Annotated in this window: 16 protein-coding genes and 1 pseudogene; 11 read left to right on the top strand and 6 right to left on the bottom strand. The window is 46.0% G+C overall.

All coding sequences use genetic code 11. The features are described from left to right. Positions 1-4 precede the first annotated feature (4 nt). Together VNQ80_RS15800 and VNQ80_RS15795 are read right to left on the bottom strand one after the other, a co-directional pair. Positions 5-454: a protein-disulfide reductase DsbD N-terminal domain-containing protein gene (locus tag VNQ80_RS15800; protein WP_325640388.1), complete on the bottom strand. Its 450-nt coding sequence runs from the start codon at positions 452-454 to the stop codon at positions 5-7. A gap of 108 nt (positions 455-562) precedes the next feature. Beyond that, positions 563-1,291, bottom strand: coding sequence for a biotin--[acetyl-CoA-carboxylase] ligase (locus VNQ80_RS15795; protein WP_325640386.1), 729 nt, complete (start codon positions 1,289-1,291; stop codon positions 563-565). Positions 1,292-1,383: 92 nt separating this feature from the next. Here VNQ80_RS15795 and rsfS point away from each other — a divergent pair, with 92 nt between their 5' ends. Genes rsfS through VNQ80_RS15780 form a run of 3 tightly spaced genes read left to right on the top strand, consistent with a single transcriptional unit; the run spans position 1,384 to position 4,578 of the window. Beyond that, positions 1,384-1,758 carry a ribosome silencing factor gene (rsfS, locus tag VNQ80_RS15790; RefSeq protein ID WP_325640384.1) on the top strand — a complete coding sequence of 125 codons (375 nt, stop codon included), beginning with the start codon at positions 1,384-1,386 and terminating at the stop codon, positions 1,756-1,758. 30 nt (positions 1,759-1,788) lie between these two features. After that, entirely contained in the window at positions 1,789-3,894 is a 2,106-nt protein-coding gene (ftsH, locus tag VNQ80_RS15785; RefSeq protein WP_325640382.1) for an ATP-dependent zinc metalloprotease FtsH, read from the top strand. Between the two features lie 27 nt (positions 3,895-3,921). Then, positions 3,922-4,578 (top strand): lactate utilization protein, encoded by a 657-nt coding sequence (locus VNQ80_RS15780; RefSeq protein WP_332844537.1) that lies wholly within the window; start codon positions 3,922-3,924, stop codon positions 4,576-4,578. 12 nt (positions 4,579-4,590) lie between these two features. On the opposite strand, the gene VNQ80_RS15775 is transcribed toward VNQ80_RS15780, so the two are convergent. From VNQ80_RS15775 to VNQ80_RS15765, 3 genes are all read right to left on the bottom strand, one after another. After that, positions 4,591-5,265 carry an ABC transporter ATP-binding protein gene (locus tag VNQ80_RS15775; protein WP_325640380.1) on the bottom strand — a complete coding sequence of 225 codons (675 nt, stop codon included), beginning with the start codon at positions 5,263-5,265 and terminating at the stop codon, positions 4,591-4,593. Between the two features lie 135 nt (positions 5,266-5,400). Then, on the bottom strand, positions 5,401-6,186 hold the full coding sequence (locus VNQ80_RS15770; RefSeq protein ID WP_325640378.1) for a hypothetical protein: 786 nt from the start codon (positions 6,184-6,186) through the stop codon (positions 5,401-5,403). 17 nt (positions 6,187-6,203) lie between these two features. After that, positions 6,204-7,151 carry a polysaccharide deacetylase family protein gene (locus VNQ80_RS15765; RefSeq protein WP_325640376.1) on the bottom strand — a complete coding sequence of 316 codons (948 nt, stop codon included), beginning with the start codon at positions 7,149-7,151 and terminating at the stop codon, positions 6,204-6,206. Positions 7,152-7,212: 61 nt separating this feature from the next. Between VNQ80_RS15765 and VNQ80_RS15760 the strand changes: the two genes are divergently transcribed. From VNQ80_RS15760 to VNQ80_RS15750, 3 genes are all read left to right on the top strand, one after another. Continuing rightward, entirely contained in the window at positions 7,213-7,791 is a 579-nt protein-coding gene (locus tag VNQ80_RS15760; protein WP_325640374.1) for a lipocalin family protein, read from the top strand. Between the two features lie 224 nt (positions 7,792-8,015). Next, entirely contained in the window at positions 8,016-10,067 is a 2,052-nt protein-coding gene (locus tag VNQ80_RS15755; RefSeq protein ID WP_325640372.1) for an eCIS core domain-containing protein, read from the top strand. Between the two features lie 388 nt (positions 10,068-10,455). After that, positions 10,456-10,872 carry a Panacea domain-containing protein gene (locus tag VNQ80_RS15750; protein WP_325640795.1) on the top strand — a complete coding sequence of 139 codons (417 nt, stop codon included), beginning with the start codon at positions 10,456-10,458 and terminating at the stop codon, positions 10,870-10,872. A 208-nt stretch (positions 10,873-11,080) separates the two neighbouring features. Here the strand turns inward: VNQ80_RS15750 and VNQ80_RS15745 are convergent, their stop codons facing one another. Next, positions 11,081-12,094: an alpha/beta hydrolase gene (locus VNQ80_RS15745; RefSeq protein WP_325640370.1), complete on the bottom strand. Its 1,014-nt coding sequence runs from the start codon at positions 12,092-12,094 to the stop codon at positions 11,081-11,083. A 168-nt stretch (positions 12,095-12,262) separates the two neighbouring features. Between VNQ80_RS15745 and VNQ80_RS15740 the strand changes: the two genes are divergently transcribed. The 5 genes and pseudogenes from VNQ80_RS15740 to VNQ80_RS15720 all read left to right on the top strand — a co-directional run. Then, on the top strand, positions 12,263-12,640 hold the full coding sequence (locus tag VNQ80_RS15740) for an AraC family transcriptional regulator (RefSeq protein ID WP_325640368.1): 378 nt from the start codon (positions 12,263-12,265) through the stop codon (positions 12,638-12,640). A gap of 84 nt (positions 12,641-12,724) precedes the next feature. Continuing rightward, positions 12,725-13,480, top strand: a complete 756-nt coding sequence (locus VNQ80_RS15735) for an SDR family oxidoreductase (RefSeq protein ID WP_325640366.1) — start codon at positions 12,725-12,727, stop codon at positions 13,478-13,480. Positions 13,481-13,550: 70 nt separating this feature from the next. After that, positions 13,551-13,901, top strand: coding sequence for a DoxX family protein (locus tag VNQ80_RS15730; RefSeq protein WP_325640364.1), 351 nt, complete (start codon positions 13,551-13,553; stop codon positions 13,899-13,901). Positions 13,902-13,927: 26 nt separating this feature from the next. After that, complete coding sequence (locus VNQ80_RS15725) at positions 13,928-14,260, top strand: nuclear transport factor 2 family protein (protein WP_325640362.1); 333 nt, start codon at positions 13,928-13,930, stop codon at positions 14,258-14,260. 706 nt (positions 14,261-14,966) lie between these two features. Then, positions 14,967-15,282 (top strand): annotated as a pseudogene (locus VNQ80_RS15720) (hypothetical protein); the annotation flags it as partial.

Genomic DNA, 15,282 nt, shown 5'->3' with positions numbered 1-15,282 from the left:
CCGACTATTTCACTGCTATTGCAAACTCTACCTCGTCGGGCGGCAAGCACTGGGTTGCATCGCACGCCATAAACTCAACGGCGCCTTTAACGGTTGTAGCACCCTTCTTTAATTTGATTTTCTGCTGGAAAACCACTTCCTTGTCGAAATATCCCACGTCCATCGAAAAGACGTCCTCGTATTTAGTCTTCGGTTTCGGTTCGGCCGGCTTACCTACCAAGACGTAGTCGGCCGATGGGGTAAATGTAAACGACGTTTTGATCGGGCCGCCCTCTTCCAGATGCTGCGAGTAAATGTGCCAGCCCTCTTCTATCGTGGCTTTAATGAAAACTACCGCTTCGTTGTTATTGATTTTCTTTGCACCGAATTGCCAGGTGACAGGTTTTAGGATTTGCGAAAAGGAATCGGTTGCCGCGAAACACAAAACCACTGCTGCTAATACTACTTTTCTCATAATCATTCAAGTGTTGTTTTCGTAAATAAATAAGACTCGCTTTACTACTCGGGGTTTAATTCCGGCAGCACTGTTCGGTGTTTGCGCTGCAAAGGTAACTAATCCTACTCAGATGACAAAAGCTATTTCCTTGATGTCAAAATCAACGAGGTGACCGTTGAAGTCGATCTGCAAGCGCCCCGTTTCAGTAACCCCCCGTAATACGCCGGATACATTTATCCCTTCTACCAAGTAGGGGTGCAGCTCATTCAGCCGATACAGCTTTTGTTTGTAATCCGCCAGCGTGGTATCAAAACGGCCCGACTTCAGCGCAATGTACTCCTGCTCAATGTGTTTACAAAGGTCGGGCAATAATTCCGATACTTGGCAATCCTTGTGTAAAATTTGCTTGACTGAGGTGGCTTGGTGCTGAATTCCAGCTGGAAATATGGTCTGGTTGATATTGATGCCGATGCCGATAACTGCCGATTTCCATGACTTGCCTTTCAGGATATTTTCAATCAGGATGCCACCGATTTTCCGGTCACCGATATAGATGTCATTCGGCCATTTGATCTTTACGCTCACGTGGGTGAGCGACTCCAGCCACCGAGCAACGGCAAAGCTGATAGCCGCCGTGAGCGCGAATTGCTGCTTCGGGTCGAGGAACGTGGGGGTAAGCAGCAAGCTAATGGTTAGGTTTTTCCCCGGTTCGCTTTGCCATACCGTACCTTTTTGGCCCCTGCCATCGTGCTGGTCAACTGCCATTATTACAGTGCCTTCAGGGAGTGGCGTGGATTTTGACAGCGCTTCCTTGAGGTAATCGTTGGTGGAAGGGATCCGCTGTAATGTAATCACATTTTGTCCCTCGAATAATCCCGAAAATGTGTTACTTTGCAATACGAATGGAATAAAAGGGTATCATTGCCCCAAAACTATAATTATTTTTAATGATAAAAAACAAAAAATCAGTCCTATCAGCCCGCCTGTCGGAGGTTATCGTACACGGTATGCAAGAGAAAAAGGGTAATGAGATTGTTAGGCTTGATTTGAGGAACATAGGGGGCTCGGTTTCCGATTATTTCGTAATTTGCCACGCAGACTCATCAACGCAGGTCAACGCATTGGCCAGAAGTGTAGAAGAAGAAGTCTACAAGGCACTTCAACAAGAGCCTTGGCGCAAGGAAGGGATGGAACACGGAGAGTGGATTTTATTAGACTTCGTCGACGTTGTCGTCCATATTTTTAAAACAGATAAACGCAGCTATTACGGCATTGAAGACCTATGGGGTGATGCCGAAATGGAATACTATCAGAGTGCGTAATTCAATAGAACAAAAAAGGGAAGCAAAGGTATGCCTAAAGGACCAGATAGATTAAAGAGAGTGCCCAGTAAAAAGGTGACGCCGAAGCCGCCACGTTTCAATATCATATGGCTATGGGTGGCGATGTTTTTCGGCTTCTTTGCGTTGCAGTATCTTTTCACGGATGACAATGCAAAGGAAATAACCTATGAAGAGTTTGAGGAGAAAATGCTTAAACCGGGTGATGTGGATCACCTGGTTGCCTATAAACGGAATGAGCTGATTTTTGTCGAGGTTTTTATCAAAAAAGACCGGCTAGACGACCCCAAATATAAAAATGTACAGCCCAGCTCGAATGGACTGACGCTTACACCTTCAACGGGCCCGCAATACGTTTTTACGGAGTTTTCGGGAGAAGTGCTGCAGCGGAAGTTGGCCGAAGCCCAACAGGATCTACCGGCGGAGGATCGTGTGTCGGTAAAGCCGGAGGACCGTACCAACGCATGGACGGGATGGATTTTTTCCATTATGCTACCGCTGTTGCTGATTATCGTATTCTGGATTTTCATCATGCGCCGCATGGGCGGTGGCGGTGGTGGCCCGGGCGGCCAGATCTTCAACATCGGCAAATCCAAAGCCACGCTTTTTGATAAGGAATCGCAGGTAGCTATAACGTTCAGCGATGTAGCTGGGCTGGAAGAAGCCAAGCAAGAGGTGATGGAAATCGTCGATTTCCTCAAAAACCCAAAGAAATACACCAATCTTGGGGGTAAAATCCCCAAAGGAGCGTTGTTGGTTGGATCGCCGGGTACGGGTAAGACGCTGTTGGCCAAAGCGGTGGCTGGTGAAGCCCAGGTGCCCTTTTTCTCCCTATCGGGATCGGATTTCGTGGAGATGTTCGTCGGCGTGGGCGCTTCCCGCGTGCGCGACCTCTTCCGTCAGGCTAAAGACAAGGCCCCCTGTATCATTTTTATTGACGAAATCGACGCCATCGGCCGTGCCCGTGGAAAGAACAGTGTGATGGGCGGCAACGACGAGCGCGAGAACACATTGAACCAGCTGCTGGTGGAGATGGATGGCTTCGGTACCGATTCAGGTATCATCATCATGGCTGCTACGAACAGGCCGGACGTGCTGGACTCGGCGTTATTGCGTCCCGGCCGGTTTGACAGGCAGATTTCTATCGATAAGCCCGACCTGGTGGGTCGGGAGCAGATTTTCAAGGTACACCTGAAGCCGTTGAAGCTGGCTGCCGAAGTAGACGCCAAGAAACTATCGGCGCAGACCCCCGGTTTTGCCGGTGCCGAAATTGCCAACGTCTGTAATGAAGCGGCACTCATCGCTGCTAGGCGCAACAAGGAGGCCATCGATATGCACGACTTTCAGGATGCGATAGACCGGGTGATCGGTGGTTTGGAAAAGAAAAATAAAATCATCTCTCCGGAAGAGAAGCGGATTGTTGCGTTCCACGAAGCGGGGCACGCCATCACGGGCTGGTTCCTTGAGCATGCGGATCCGTTGGTTAAAGTCTCCATCGTACCGCGTGGGGTGGCGGCATTGGGCTATGCTCAATACCTGCCCAAGGAGCAGTTTTTGTATACCACCGAGCAGTTGATCGATGGGCTGTGTATGACCATGGGCGGCCGTGTTGCCGAAGACATCACCTTCGGTAAAATCTCCACAGGCGCGCAAAACGACTTGGAACGCATTACGAAATTGGCCTACGCCATGGTGGCCGTGTACGGCATGAATGATAAAGTAGGCAATATTTCGTTTAACGACAACCAGGAAAACCAGTTCCAGCGTCCGTACTCGGAAAAAACCGCTGAACTGATCGACGAGGAAGTACGGAAGTTAATTGCCGATATCTATCAAAAGACCAAGCAACTGTTGCTTGAAAAGCGGGATGGGCTTATCGCCTTGGCCGAGAAGTTGCTCGAAAAGGAAATCCTTTTCCAATCAGACCTTGAAGAGATATTGGGCAAGCGACCCTTTGACCACCGGACTACTTATGATGAATTCGTAAATGGCGAATCTGGGGAAGGAGATCAAAGCAAGGCCGCGGAAGGATTGATACACGACGGCGTGGGTGATAATTCGGGGGTATTGGACAACAAGCCCGCCAAGGGCGATGCCTCCGAGACAGCCTCAACGTGAACAACGCATCGCTAAGGGGAGGTTGCCTTGCAAAGGAACATCAAAGCGACGACGGCGAAGGAGCAAATGCTGAAGAAGATTCGGCACGCATTGCTGCAAAAACGGGAACATCCGTATCCCAATTTTGAGGAGACAGCGTTGCATGTCGATACCGCCGAGCCTGCGGACGTGCTGTTTGCGCAGCGGCTTACCGCCGTAGCCGGTCATTTCATTTACTGCGAAGACGAGGTGAGCTTTATCGAGGGGTTGCTGGGCCTGGCTGAACAGGAAAAGCTGCGCCGGATGTATGCGTGGGAACCGGGGGTTAGGCAGCTGTTAGACAACTATGAGTTTCCGTACTTCCAAACCGATAAAGACTTTTCCGAGGCCGAAGCCGGCATTACCGGCTGTGAGGCACTGATTGCACGATCGGGGAGCGTATTGGTCAGCAATGGCAGTGCGGCCGGTCGGCGTCTCAGTATTTACCCGCATATTCACATCGTGGTCGCGTATGCATCACAATTGGTCATGGATATCAAAGATGGCCTTGATTTGATCAGGCATCGGTACGGCAACGACATGCCCTCGTCGATTAGCCTGGTTACGGGCCCGAGCCGTACGGCCGATATCGAAAAGACGTTGGTGTTAGGTGCCCACGGGCCAAAGAGCTTATATGTTTTCTTACTGGAAGATCGTTTGGGTTAGGAACAGCCTATCTCAGCCCACGGTTTCCATCAGTACTTGGCCATCCAGCATGCGGATAATCCGATCAGCATAACGTGCATCGTGTTCACTGTGGGTTACCATTACGATGGTGGTGCCCTGCTCGTTCAGTTCGGTGAGCAGTTGCATTACCTCATTACCGTTGTTGGAGTCGAGGTTGCCGGTAGGCTCATCCGCCAGAATCAATTTGGGATTGTTTACCACTGCCCTAGCTACGGCCACGCGTTGTTGCTGGCCACCGGATAGTTGTTGCGGGAAATGATTGCGCCGGTGCATGATCTGCACTTTCTCCAGTACTTCCTCTACGCGCTTCTTGCGCTCCGCTGCTGGCACTTTGGTATAAATAAGGGGGAGTTCCACGTTCTCGAAAACCGTCAGCTCGTCGATGAGGTTGAAGCTTTGGAAAACGAAACCGATATTGTGTTTACGCAGATCGGAGCGTTTGCGCTCATTGAATTTGGCCACTTCGATATTGTTGAAAAGGTAGCTGCCGTTGTCTAAATCGTCGAGTAAGCCAACGATGTTGAGCAATGTGGATTTGCCACACCCCGATGGGCCCATCACGGCGACGAATTCGCCCTCTTTAACGTGAATACTCAGGTTATTGAGTGCTACCGTTTCCACCTCTTCGGTGCGGTAGAATTTTTGTAGTTCTGAAATTTTAATCATGTTAACCGCAAATTACGGATAGTTCCCACACATTATCGTTCCAAAATTTTAATATGCTGATAAGCAGTGTTTTGAGCTTTTGCTGGGCACATGAACTGTTCGATATCGGACACCTGTTGTCCGATTGCGGACAACTCAGCGCGGCAAAGCCGTTTTTTGGGCATCATGTACGCTTTTTAGAACGACTTTAACGCCTTTCTTCGCCGAGACCCTCACTGACCCGGATTCATAGTAATCAGCCATCGTTTCAACCGTGATCGGTTCGACGCTGACTACACGTTCCAGTACGTACACGTGGTATTCGTCAAATTCCAACACCCTCGGCGCCATGGATCTGACCCAATGCGGTTTGAAATCAATGGTATGCACACGCCATTCGCCATCCAACACCCACATCTTTGCCACACTGCCGATGCGTGATATGGTCAGGTAGGTGTCGTTATCTTTGGCCATTTCCGGGATGTCAACGACGGGCTTTGTTTTTAAAACTGCGGTATCGACCCCCATTTCTTCCAATTGCCAGCGGTAAGAATACCAATGCCGGGTATTGCCAGGGTTAACGATAAAGATATCGTTGTAGAGGTAATGGTATTGGCCTCGGTGCAGATCGGTCAAAAAGGTGCTCAGTGGCCATTTCCGCTCATTCGGTCGCTTGCGGTCGTACGGCAGGACGATTGGAAAGGCGTTGGTTTCGTAGTTATCAATCCGTACGCGGATGACTGAATCGCCACGTTCAATTTGTTCCCTAAAGGTGGGTTCGGGCTCACCGATGGGCTCCAGTGCAAGGTCCGCAATAAATTTATGGGCAAGTAACACCTTTTTGCGGATAATCCCGGAATCGTCATCTTGGGCCAGAGAAATCTGCACCGGTAGCAAAAGAGCCAATACCAATGGTAATAAAATAACTTTCATGGTCACCATCGTCGTCAGTTAATATTTCATTTGATACCCGTAGTCGTTATGTCCTTCCGTTGCAATTCCATCAACGGGCGGTAACTGATGATGTGTACGTTTTTGCCTGCCAACGCTTCGCGTATGGCACTACTCTTTGTAAAGGCCTTCAACTCGTCAGCGCGTGTACGTGCGGTACCGGTAATGGCTTCCAGTTCTGGCGTGAGTTCGGAGGCGTGCAGGTACAGTTCTGTCACGCCAGGTTTCAGCTTGTCGATGATGTTTAGCCAGAATTCCTCGACTTCGTGATAATCGTGCAACTCTTCATAAATCAGGTAGTCGGTAAATACCAATCCCATCTGTTTGCACCTTTCACGTAGATCGGGTTGGCCATATTTTGCCAATGTAGACTGCGACGCCATGCGCAGGGGCAGGTTGAAGGTTTTTGCCAAGCGCACATACTGTTCAACGTAAGCGGGGTCGAGTTGGAATGTGCCCATATGCGAATCGATGTGCGTAATCGGGATACCGTATGATAGGGCTTTTTCGATTTGGGCTTTTCCTTCTTCATAGGCCTCATCGGCGTTGCCGTGCTGATACACTTCTTCAACACCCTTCCAGAAGTAACCATTGCTATCCACTAGCGAACGCACCTTTTCAATAGGAGCTAAGGGTCCCCACTTGTAGTTCTTCCATTCAGACGTTAACGTAAGGTGCACACCGAAACCTTTGTCGGGATTGCTTTTTGCAAACGCTGCGATTTCTGTAACCCATGGGCAATTAAACATCATGGTGGCGGAAGAAATCAGCCCCTCTTGCATGCCTTTGATGGTTCCGCTGTTTGCGGCATGGCACATGCCGGCATCGTCATTATTGATAATTAACAGAATGGCATCTTTGGGATAGCCCAGTTGCTCCACCAAGGTTTGGGCCGATGCAGTGACGCATCCAAGTGATAAGCAGAGCAATATAGCGATGAATAGTTTTTTTACCATGATAGTCAAAGCTACGGAATTAAATGAAATTATATTCAGCTACCCTCAATCAGCGCTGGATATGAACAAAACAATAGCCATTAGCGGTTGTTGTTTATGCATGAAGAAGCGATACATACTGGCTGCCGGGGGGCTTGCCGTTGGCGCCGCGGCAGTCGCGTTAAGCGGATTATGCCAAACGCGACCGGAGGGCGTCGGTGTGGTGCAAAACTTCGATATCAACAAATACTTGGGTGATTGGTACGAACTCGCCCGGTTCGACTTCCGGTTCGAGAAAAACTTAAAAAATACACGCGCCAATTATACGCTGAATGACGACGGGACGGTGGCCGTTACAAATTCTGGCTACGATTACGTCAAGAAAAAGCACAAAGTAGCGAACGGCAAGGCGAAGCTAGCGGGCGAACCCAACGAGGGCAAGCTGAAAGTCTCGTTTTTCGGGCCATTCTACTCCCCCTATAACGTCATTGCCATAAAAGACGATTATGAATATGCGCTCGTTATGGGGAAGAACACTGATTACCTCTGGATATTAGCGCGTACTACGCATCTCCCCGAAGCGGTGAAACAGGAGTTCCTGCAGACGGCACGCCAAGCCGGGTACGACCTCAGCCGCCTCGTGTGGGTAACGCACGATTGATTTTCTTGCCGTACGTATACACCATCCCGGCCCGGATAAATATCCAGTAGTTTTGGCCTCGGTATTGGCGTACTCATCGCAAAATCTGCGGGATTGTGACGCCGCGTGAGCAGCGGGGGTTGATTCCATTTCGGTTCAAATTGAAGTAATTCGTTAATCATTAAACGATACAGCGAAACAAAACTTCGTCACCCCATCCTAACTTTGGTTTAACCAAAGTCATTATGAAAGCACCATACCCCGTTCAGGCTACGCCGCTGCAATCATCCCCCCAGGAGCAGCAGCACGCGCGAGCGGGCCGGCAATCCTTGAGCTTTGCCGATAATCGCCCGCAAGCACACCAGCAGGCCGCTATCCAGCAGATGGCCGATGCCAGCCCACGTGGAGATGAAATCACGCAATTGCAGGTTATGGCCGAGCGTGAGGTTCCAAACCGTACCGGGCTGCCTGACAGCCTCAAAGCAGGTATCGAAAGCCTGTCGGGCTACTCCATGGATGACGTGAAAGTGCATTACAATTCTGACCGTCCTGCACAATTACAGGCCCACGCCTATGCGCAAGGTACAGACATCCACCTCGCACCGGGGCAGGAAAAGCACCTTCCGCATGAAGCGTGGCACGTGGTGCAGCAGAAGCAGGGGAGGGTACAACCCACCCTGCAACTGAAAGGCAAAGTGAAGGTGAATGACGATGAAGGGTTGGAGCGAGAGGCAAATTTGATGGGAGCGAGGGCGATAAGCATAAATTCTTCTTCAGCAATTAGCGCTATGCAGCCGCGCGCATTAGATTATTCCAATGTCAACGAAGGTGCTATCCAACGGCTTAGCATCATGCAACCAGGTTATGCCACCGGAGATATGTTTGGCATAGTTGCTACTCTAATTGATGATAACGAAGCCCATGTTGTGATTTCACGCGGAAAAGATAACGACCCAACGGATAGGGCCAACGTCATTAGACAGTTTTATTTAGACAGTGGAATTTCGGACGATAGGATTCATATCGTTGACGTAAATGTTTTGCGAGACGGAGGGGTGGATTTAAGGAATGAAGCATTGAGGGTTGAGAAAACCATACTCGGTAATAGTAAATCAAATACAAAAATAAAAAAAGACGATATCAAATCCGTGAGCGGAGGAACGGAGTATGTCGCCGAAAAATTCACAAACGAAACGCGCAACAAGCTTAAGACAGCTTGGAATGTGAATGATACCAAGGACGCCGAAATAAAAACATGGCTGGAGGAAAAAGGCGTGCCATCGACAGGCAGTAATGTAGCTATATTATGGTCCAGATTCAGCGGCAAAAAGGGAGATATTCACTTAGAACATGATTCTAGCTATACCGGTATCGAACAAATTGCCGTTGCAGCGGCCCAAAATTACGATGCTGTTATTATAGCGGGCGATAAGGGGCATTCACCAGCAAAAGGAGGTAAATATGATTTAATTACAAAGAGGATTAATACTAAACTCGGCGCAGGAAAAGTTTTCAATCTCACTGAGTTTTGGACAGAAGATTCAGACTCCTTACGTGCATGGGGTGGAAACACGCGGTTAGGGCAATTAAAACTTTTTGATTTTCTGCATCGTAATTTCCAGGAATCAAAACATCTAGGATTTAGAAGTGGAAATCTTGAGGTTATGGCTATGTTAGGTTACCAAGTCAGGTATATGGAAGAGCCAAACAGTGTCGGCGGTGACAGAATGGCGGCTTGGCATCATCACGCTGGAGGTAAAACAACAGCGGGTGGTCTGGCTACGGGGTATGAGCGACTAGGCGTATTCGAACCACCAACGAGATCCGGAAAATACCTAAAAGCGCACCCGGCCGAAGATAAACGTCCAAATTGGGCTCCTGGCAGAGCGGTACATTTAAAGCCGTCAAAGCCAAATGAAATAAGTTCCCTTTCGAAAGGGTTTGGTGAGCTTGATATGGAGGCAATTATGGCATACTTAAAGCCGGCGAAAGATAAAGGAATGGCGAAACACTTGGTTCCAAGCGTAGGGCCTCTTTTTGCTATGCCCGAAATAAGGCTCGCATTTGGAAATGCATTTACATTGATGGGACTCGTCCCTCATTCCAATAGCTTGGCTAGCGTAGATAGCGCCTTTAGGAAACTAGCCCTAAAGTACCACCCCGATAAAGAAGGAGGTGATCAAGCTAAATTTGTATTACTCAATCAAGCAAAAAATATTCTTAAAGGCGATTTTTCATCCATTGCTGGATTTAACGCAAAAATCTTGGCAATAGAAAATAGCCCAGAGAACCACTGAGCCATACCATCTCCGTCGCATCAAATTACTTAAAGGCAATTGCGCTATATGAAACAAAAATGCCGGTAACTGCAATTTTATAACTTGAAAGATTCTTTGAGGACCAAACTCGATTGTGTCTGGATTAGTTTGATGACAGCATCAAAAATAAGTTTTGACGGCAAACCGGAATTGTTCCATAAATATTTCCTTGAAAACGCTGATGTTGTTCTGCTCATAAAAGAGCAGCATCGCTTTTTTGTCCATCATTGAATGCTTGGATGTAGGATAGCTCATTTATGTGCTTGTATAGGCTCAAAACTACAAATAAATGAGCCTATTTAATAATTATTTTGAGCTTATATCTACCAATAAGCTCATGCTTAAATAATTTAATAAATGAGCCTATATAATTCTAAAAAGCCAGTTTTACACTGATTTTTTGGCGTACCAGCACTATGGTTCTTCCATTACCGGTTTGCAATATCGTGCCATACCATACGGCCCCGTGCCGGCCGAATATGAGCGGCTATACCTGCGGCTCCAGGATGATAGTCGTGTTATCATTGAAGAGCGTAATGGCAAAGATGATCAGTATGTAGAAGTGTACCACCCCAACGCGCCTTTCGATGAAAGCGAATTTACTGAGGAGGAACTGCAGATTTTTGGCTCGGTTGTCCAGTTATTCGGTCGAAAGCGTACCAGCGATATCGTGCGTTTTAGTCATGAAGAACCCGCTTGGAAAGAAAATGAGGGTGGCCGGCAGCTTATCGACTATCAGCACTATGCGTTTGGAGTGGGGAAGAGCCTGAGTTTGTCAGATTAATGGTGTAGCTGTTTTTAGCTAGGGTAAGATTACATCCCCGTTTCGGGGCTTTCTTTTAGACATTTGCACCTATACCTACTATTCAATTTGTTTCACTTTATAAGTTTTCATTGCGCTTTCAGCTTGGATCTCTTCTGTTGTGCCAGGATACAAAAAGTAACTCGGTGCCTGAATGCTAACATCAAGTAATGTAGCGATTCCTATCCGATTAGTTGGCCAGGTATTCATTTACGAAACCAAGGGTCAGTTTTAAACATTCCCGGGCTTCAGGGGTATTATAAAGAAATTGATACTCGTGATTAACTTCTTTCCCGTCGTTTTCAAAAAAAAGCGTTACCGTTGGTACGTCGAGTTGTTGCAAACGTTCATTAAATCTGATCGCCTGGTCAGCGAACGAGCCCGTATTGCCATCGGTAAGGAAACTCGGAGGGAAATCCGCTGTCAGATGTTCTGCTAACGATGCCTCCTGCAGCTCGGGTAAATCATGCCAATCTTTTCTCCCAAACCAGGACCACCCGACGGTTGAAACAAAGAATTTTAAAAACCTATTGTCGACTTTATTTCCCAGTGCCTGTTTCATGTTTATAGGTCCACAATAGCTAATATACGCTTTGATCGTGTTGGGTTCCAGCATTTGTGTCATCTCCAAACGATTGGCATATGCCGAATCTGTTTGCGTCAAGATAAATTGCGCAGAAATCTGTGCGCCGGCAGAATCGCCGCCGATCCCAATACGGCTAAAATCAAACATTGGGTAGTCATCCGCGCTGCCGATCATATAGTTTATGGCTTCAGCCAATTGCCTGGTCTGCCCCGGGTAGTGTAAATCCGGAGCTTTTTCATAATCTACCAATATAACAGCCATATTGCTTTCCGCTGCGATGTAGGTTGCAAACTCGTGCACCCCTTTATTGTTGCCTCCAATAAAGCCACCGCCATGTACCCAAAAAAGCACAGGTAATCGTGTTTCCCCCGTTGGATAGTAAATATCCAAAACATTCATTTTATGCTTTGAATCATACCTGATATTATTGACGATACGTATTTTACCTTTCGCTCGGTTATAAGCCATCGTATCCTGAATTTCCACCTTTCCGTTGAATGCAGAAGCGATCAACCAAACGCCCGGTTTCGGTGACACCTGAAAGGCAATATAAAACCCCAATAGGATTGTAAGGATACCCCCCATTACCCAAAGTACAATTTTCAATAGTCTTTTCATTCGAATAAATTGTTTTTTGGATAGCAATAAGCACCATTCAGCAAAACCGATAGGTTACGTTAGGTAAATATACGGCAAAAAGAGAACAACCCCTTATTAGCTGGTAGAAAACCGAAAAGTTCACCACACATAGTTTTTCGAAAAATCGCAACTTTGTATTATTTCCAGATGAAAAGAAACGAGCAAGACATACCAAAACGGAGCAAAGAAATTACCAAAAGCTATTTTCGGTTTCTGGACAAACATATTGAAGATGTAGTTTTGGGAAAGGTTGATGAATTCATGGAAATCAACCAAATAGCAAGTGAATTATTCATTTCTCATAAGCATTTGACCGACACCGTTCAGAAAGAAACTGGAAATCATCCTTGTCACTTCTACGACCTTAAAATTATTGATGAAGCTAAAAGAATACTTTCAGAAACTGATAAATCCGTTTCTGAAATTGCAAGAATTCTGACTTACGATCCGTCCAATTTTTCTAAATTCTTCAAGAAATTTGTCGGACAAACCCCTGCTCAGTTCCGAAAAGAAATCAAAAAATAAAAGTTCCGAAAAGTTCACCACGTTTTATGTTTTTTGCCTTGTCATCTTTGTCGTGTCAATTATTGTACACTAGAAAAAAATAACATGGCAAGAAATGATTTAAAAGGAAAAGCAGTACTGATTACCGGTGGTGCAAAAAATTTAGGCGGTTTATTAAGTCGTAATTTTGCGGCTAAAGGAGCGAAAGTCGCCATTCATTATAATAGCGATAGCACAAAGTCAGACGCAGAAAAAACATTAACAGCCATTCAAAAAGCGGGAGGAGAGGCATTTTTATTTAAAGCCGATTTGACCGATGTAAAAAACATCACACAACTTTTTGATGCAACTATCGAAAAATTCGGAGGCATCGATATTGCTATCAACACGGTTGGGAAAGTATTGAAAAAGCCTTTTGCAGATACCACAGAAGAGGAATATGATAGCATGAGCGATATTAACGCAAAGGTTGCCTATTTCTTTATTCAGGAAGCAGGGAAAAAATTGAACGATAACGGAAAAATCAATACCATTGTCACGTCGTTATTGGCTGCATTTACAGGATATTATTCAACTTATGCAGGAGCTAAAGCTCCGGTAGAGCATTTCACAAGAGCAGCTTCCAAAGAGTTTGGTTCAAGAGGGATTTCGGTAACAGCAGTTGCCCCCGGTCCAATGGATACACCATTTTTCTACGGACAAGAAAGTGCTGATGCTGTGGCTTATCACAAACAAGCGTCTGATTTGGGAGGGCTTACAGATATTAAGGATATTGCCCCTCTTGTAGAATTTTTGGTAACCGATGGTTGGTGGATTACAGGGCAAACCATTTTCGCAAACGGTGGATATACAACGAGGTAAGAGAAGATTTGTTATTTTTGAAAAGGCAAATAGCTAAGCTGTTTGCCTTTTAATTTTAAAATGTAAAGCAATGATTCTAAAAATACTAAATTCTATTTTGATTCTCTTTGCGGTGTTTATGGGTACAAAACACGGTTGGAATATGTTGATGGCAAAACCTGAAATGCTTGAAATGTTTGGCAAATGGAATTTCAGTAAAAACGCGGTTATCATAAACGGAGGCGTTACGTTGCTGGCTTCGGTTTTAATCCTGTTTCCGAAAACTTTTGTTTGGGGAAATTTTCTGATGGCTGCCGGAATTCTGATGATCATTTGTTTGCAGTTACTCCATAAAGATTTCAAAGGGGCAACTATAGAAATTCCTTTTTTATTGCTCAATTTGGTCATCATCTATTTACAGCACCCGCTGAAAGCGAATTAGGAACGGCAACTCAAAATTTTGGAAAAATGCAAGACGAAACTATATTAAAATCCGTAAAGGCATTAATCGAAGCAATGCAGGCAGAAAATGCCGAACGCATCCGCGCCCAATTTTCTGAAACAGCAACTCAGGCCTATGGTGCTGACGGAACAATGAAAACAGCACAAGAAACTCGAAAGTGGTTGGAAAGTGATATCATCAATCGTCAAGGTAAAGTTGCAAACCCTCAATATGCGGTGATTAATGAAAATCAGGTGGTGGTTAAAGGGCAATATTCAAGTCACGGTTACACAAATAAGGCAGATTTTTTGTTCACTGTCGATAATGGACTGATAACCAGTTGGAGAATGAGGTATTAAGAAAATACCCATTCCTAAGGATTTTGTGGCCAACAACCACACCGCAAACGGCACATTGGAAAGTAAATCATCCCCCATAAAACCACAGAAAAAGCCATCCCCCTTGATGCGGAGGCCGCGAAGATTTTCAAAGTGCTTCGCCTTCACCTTACCTCATGATATCGGTGTCCACCGGTATGTATCTGTAATTCATAAAATTCGCCCCTCAAACAAAATAATCCGCCAGCTTCTTCGTTTTAGATACAGGTTTAGGTTGATAGCCCCTAACCCCATTGGGGCGGAGACCCGTTACTTTCAGAGTGACGGGTTTCTCTTTTTTAGCCCTCTTTGGTCACCACATTGTCCTTTTAACATCTCTTAACAAATTAATTGTAACAAAACGGGCCTACTATGCGTTATATAGACAGTTAGTAAAATTTGTCTTTTCATAATTTAGGTTTATAATTGGTTAGTTAGTAAAGCCCCGATTCTCCCCGTTTCGGGGCTTTCGTTGAGACATGAACTTCGTCGTTGGTTCGCGGTACCGTCACCCACTCATCTTTTGAGGGGTAGCGATAGTTTTCATTCTTAGTATCATCCCCTGATAGTTATTTTGTTTGCCAGCAACTCGTAGATTGGGTTTTCTGCGTCGCTATTTTTCATCATCACCACAAATATATAGCTAAAAATATTAGCTTTTATAGATGCAATGAACTATATTTGCCTTATGCCTAAAGAAAAGAATAAGATAACAGAATCTGCCATCTACGATAAGTTATTCCGCGAGATATCGCCGGTGTTCCTTGCAGTGTTTGTGGAAAAAGTGCTCGGGCTGGATATTGTAGAGTATGCCGAGTTGAAAGACAAACTTCAGGTTACACGGCAGAAGGAGACAGATACATTACGGAAGGTGATAGATAGCCAGGGTAATGTTTTTATCCTACAAGTTGAAATACAAACCCGCAACAACCCCAAAATGGCTGTCCAGATGGCTGACTACTGGGTGCTGCTGCATCAGATACATGGATTGCCCATCAAGCAGT

This window comes from Parapedobacter sp. (genome assembly GCF_035556095.1).
Lineage (GTDB): Bacteria > Bacteroidota > Bacteroidia > Sphingobacteriales > Sphingobacteriaceae > Parapedobacter.
The sequence above is the reverse complement of the archived record's forward strand: the minus strand, read 5'-3'. Positions and strand labels throughout refer to the sequence as shown.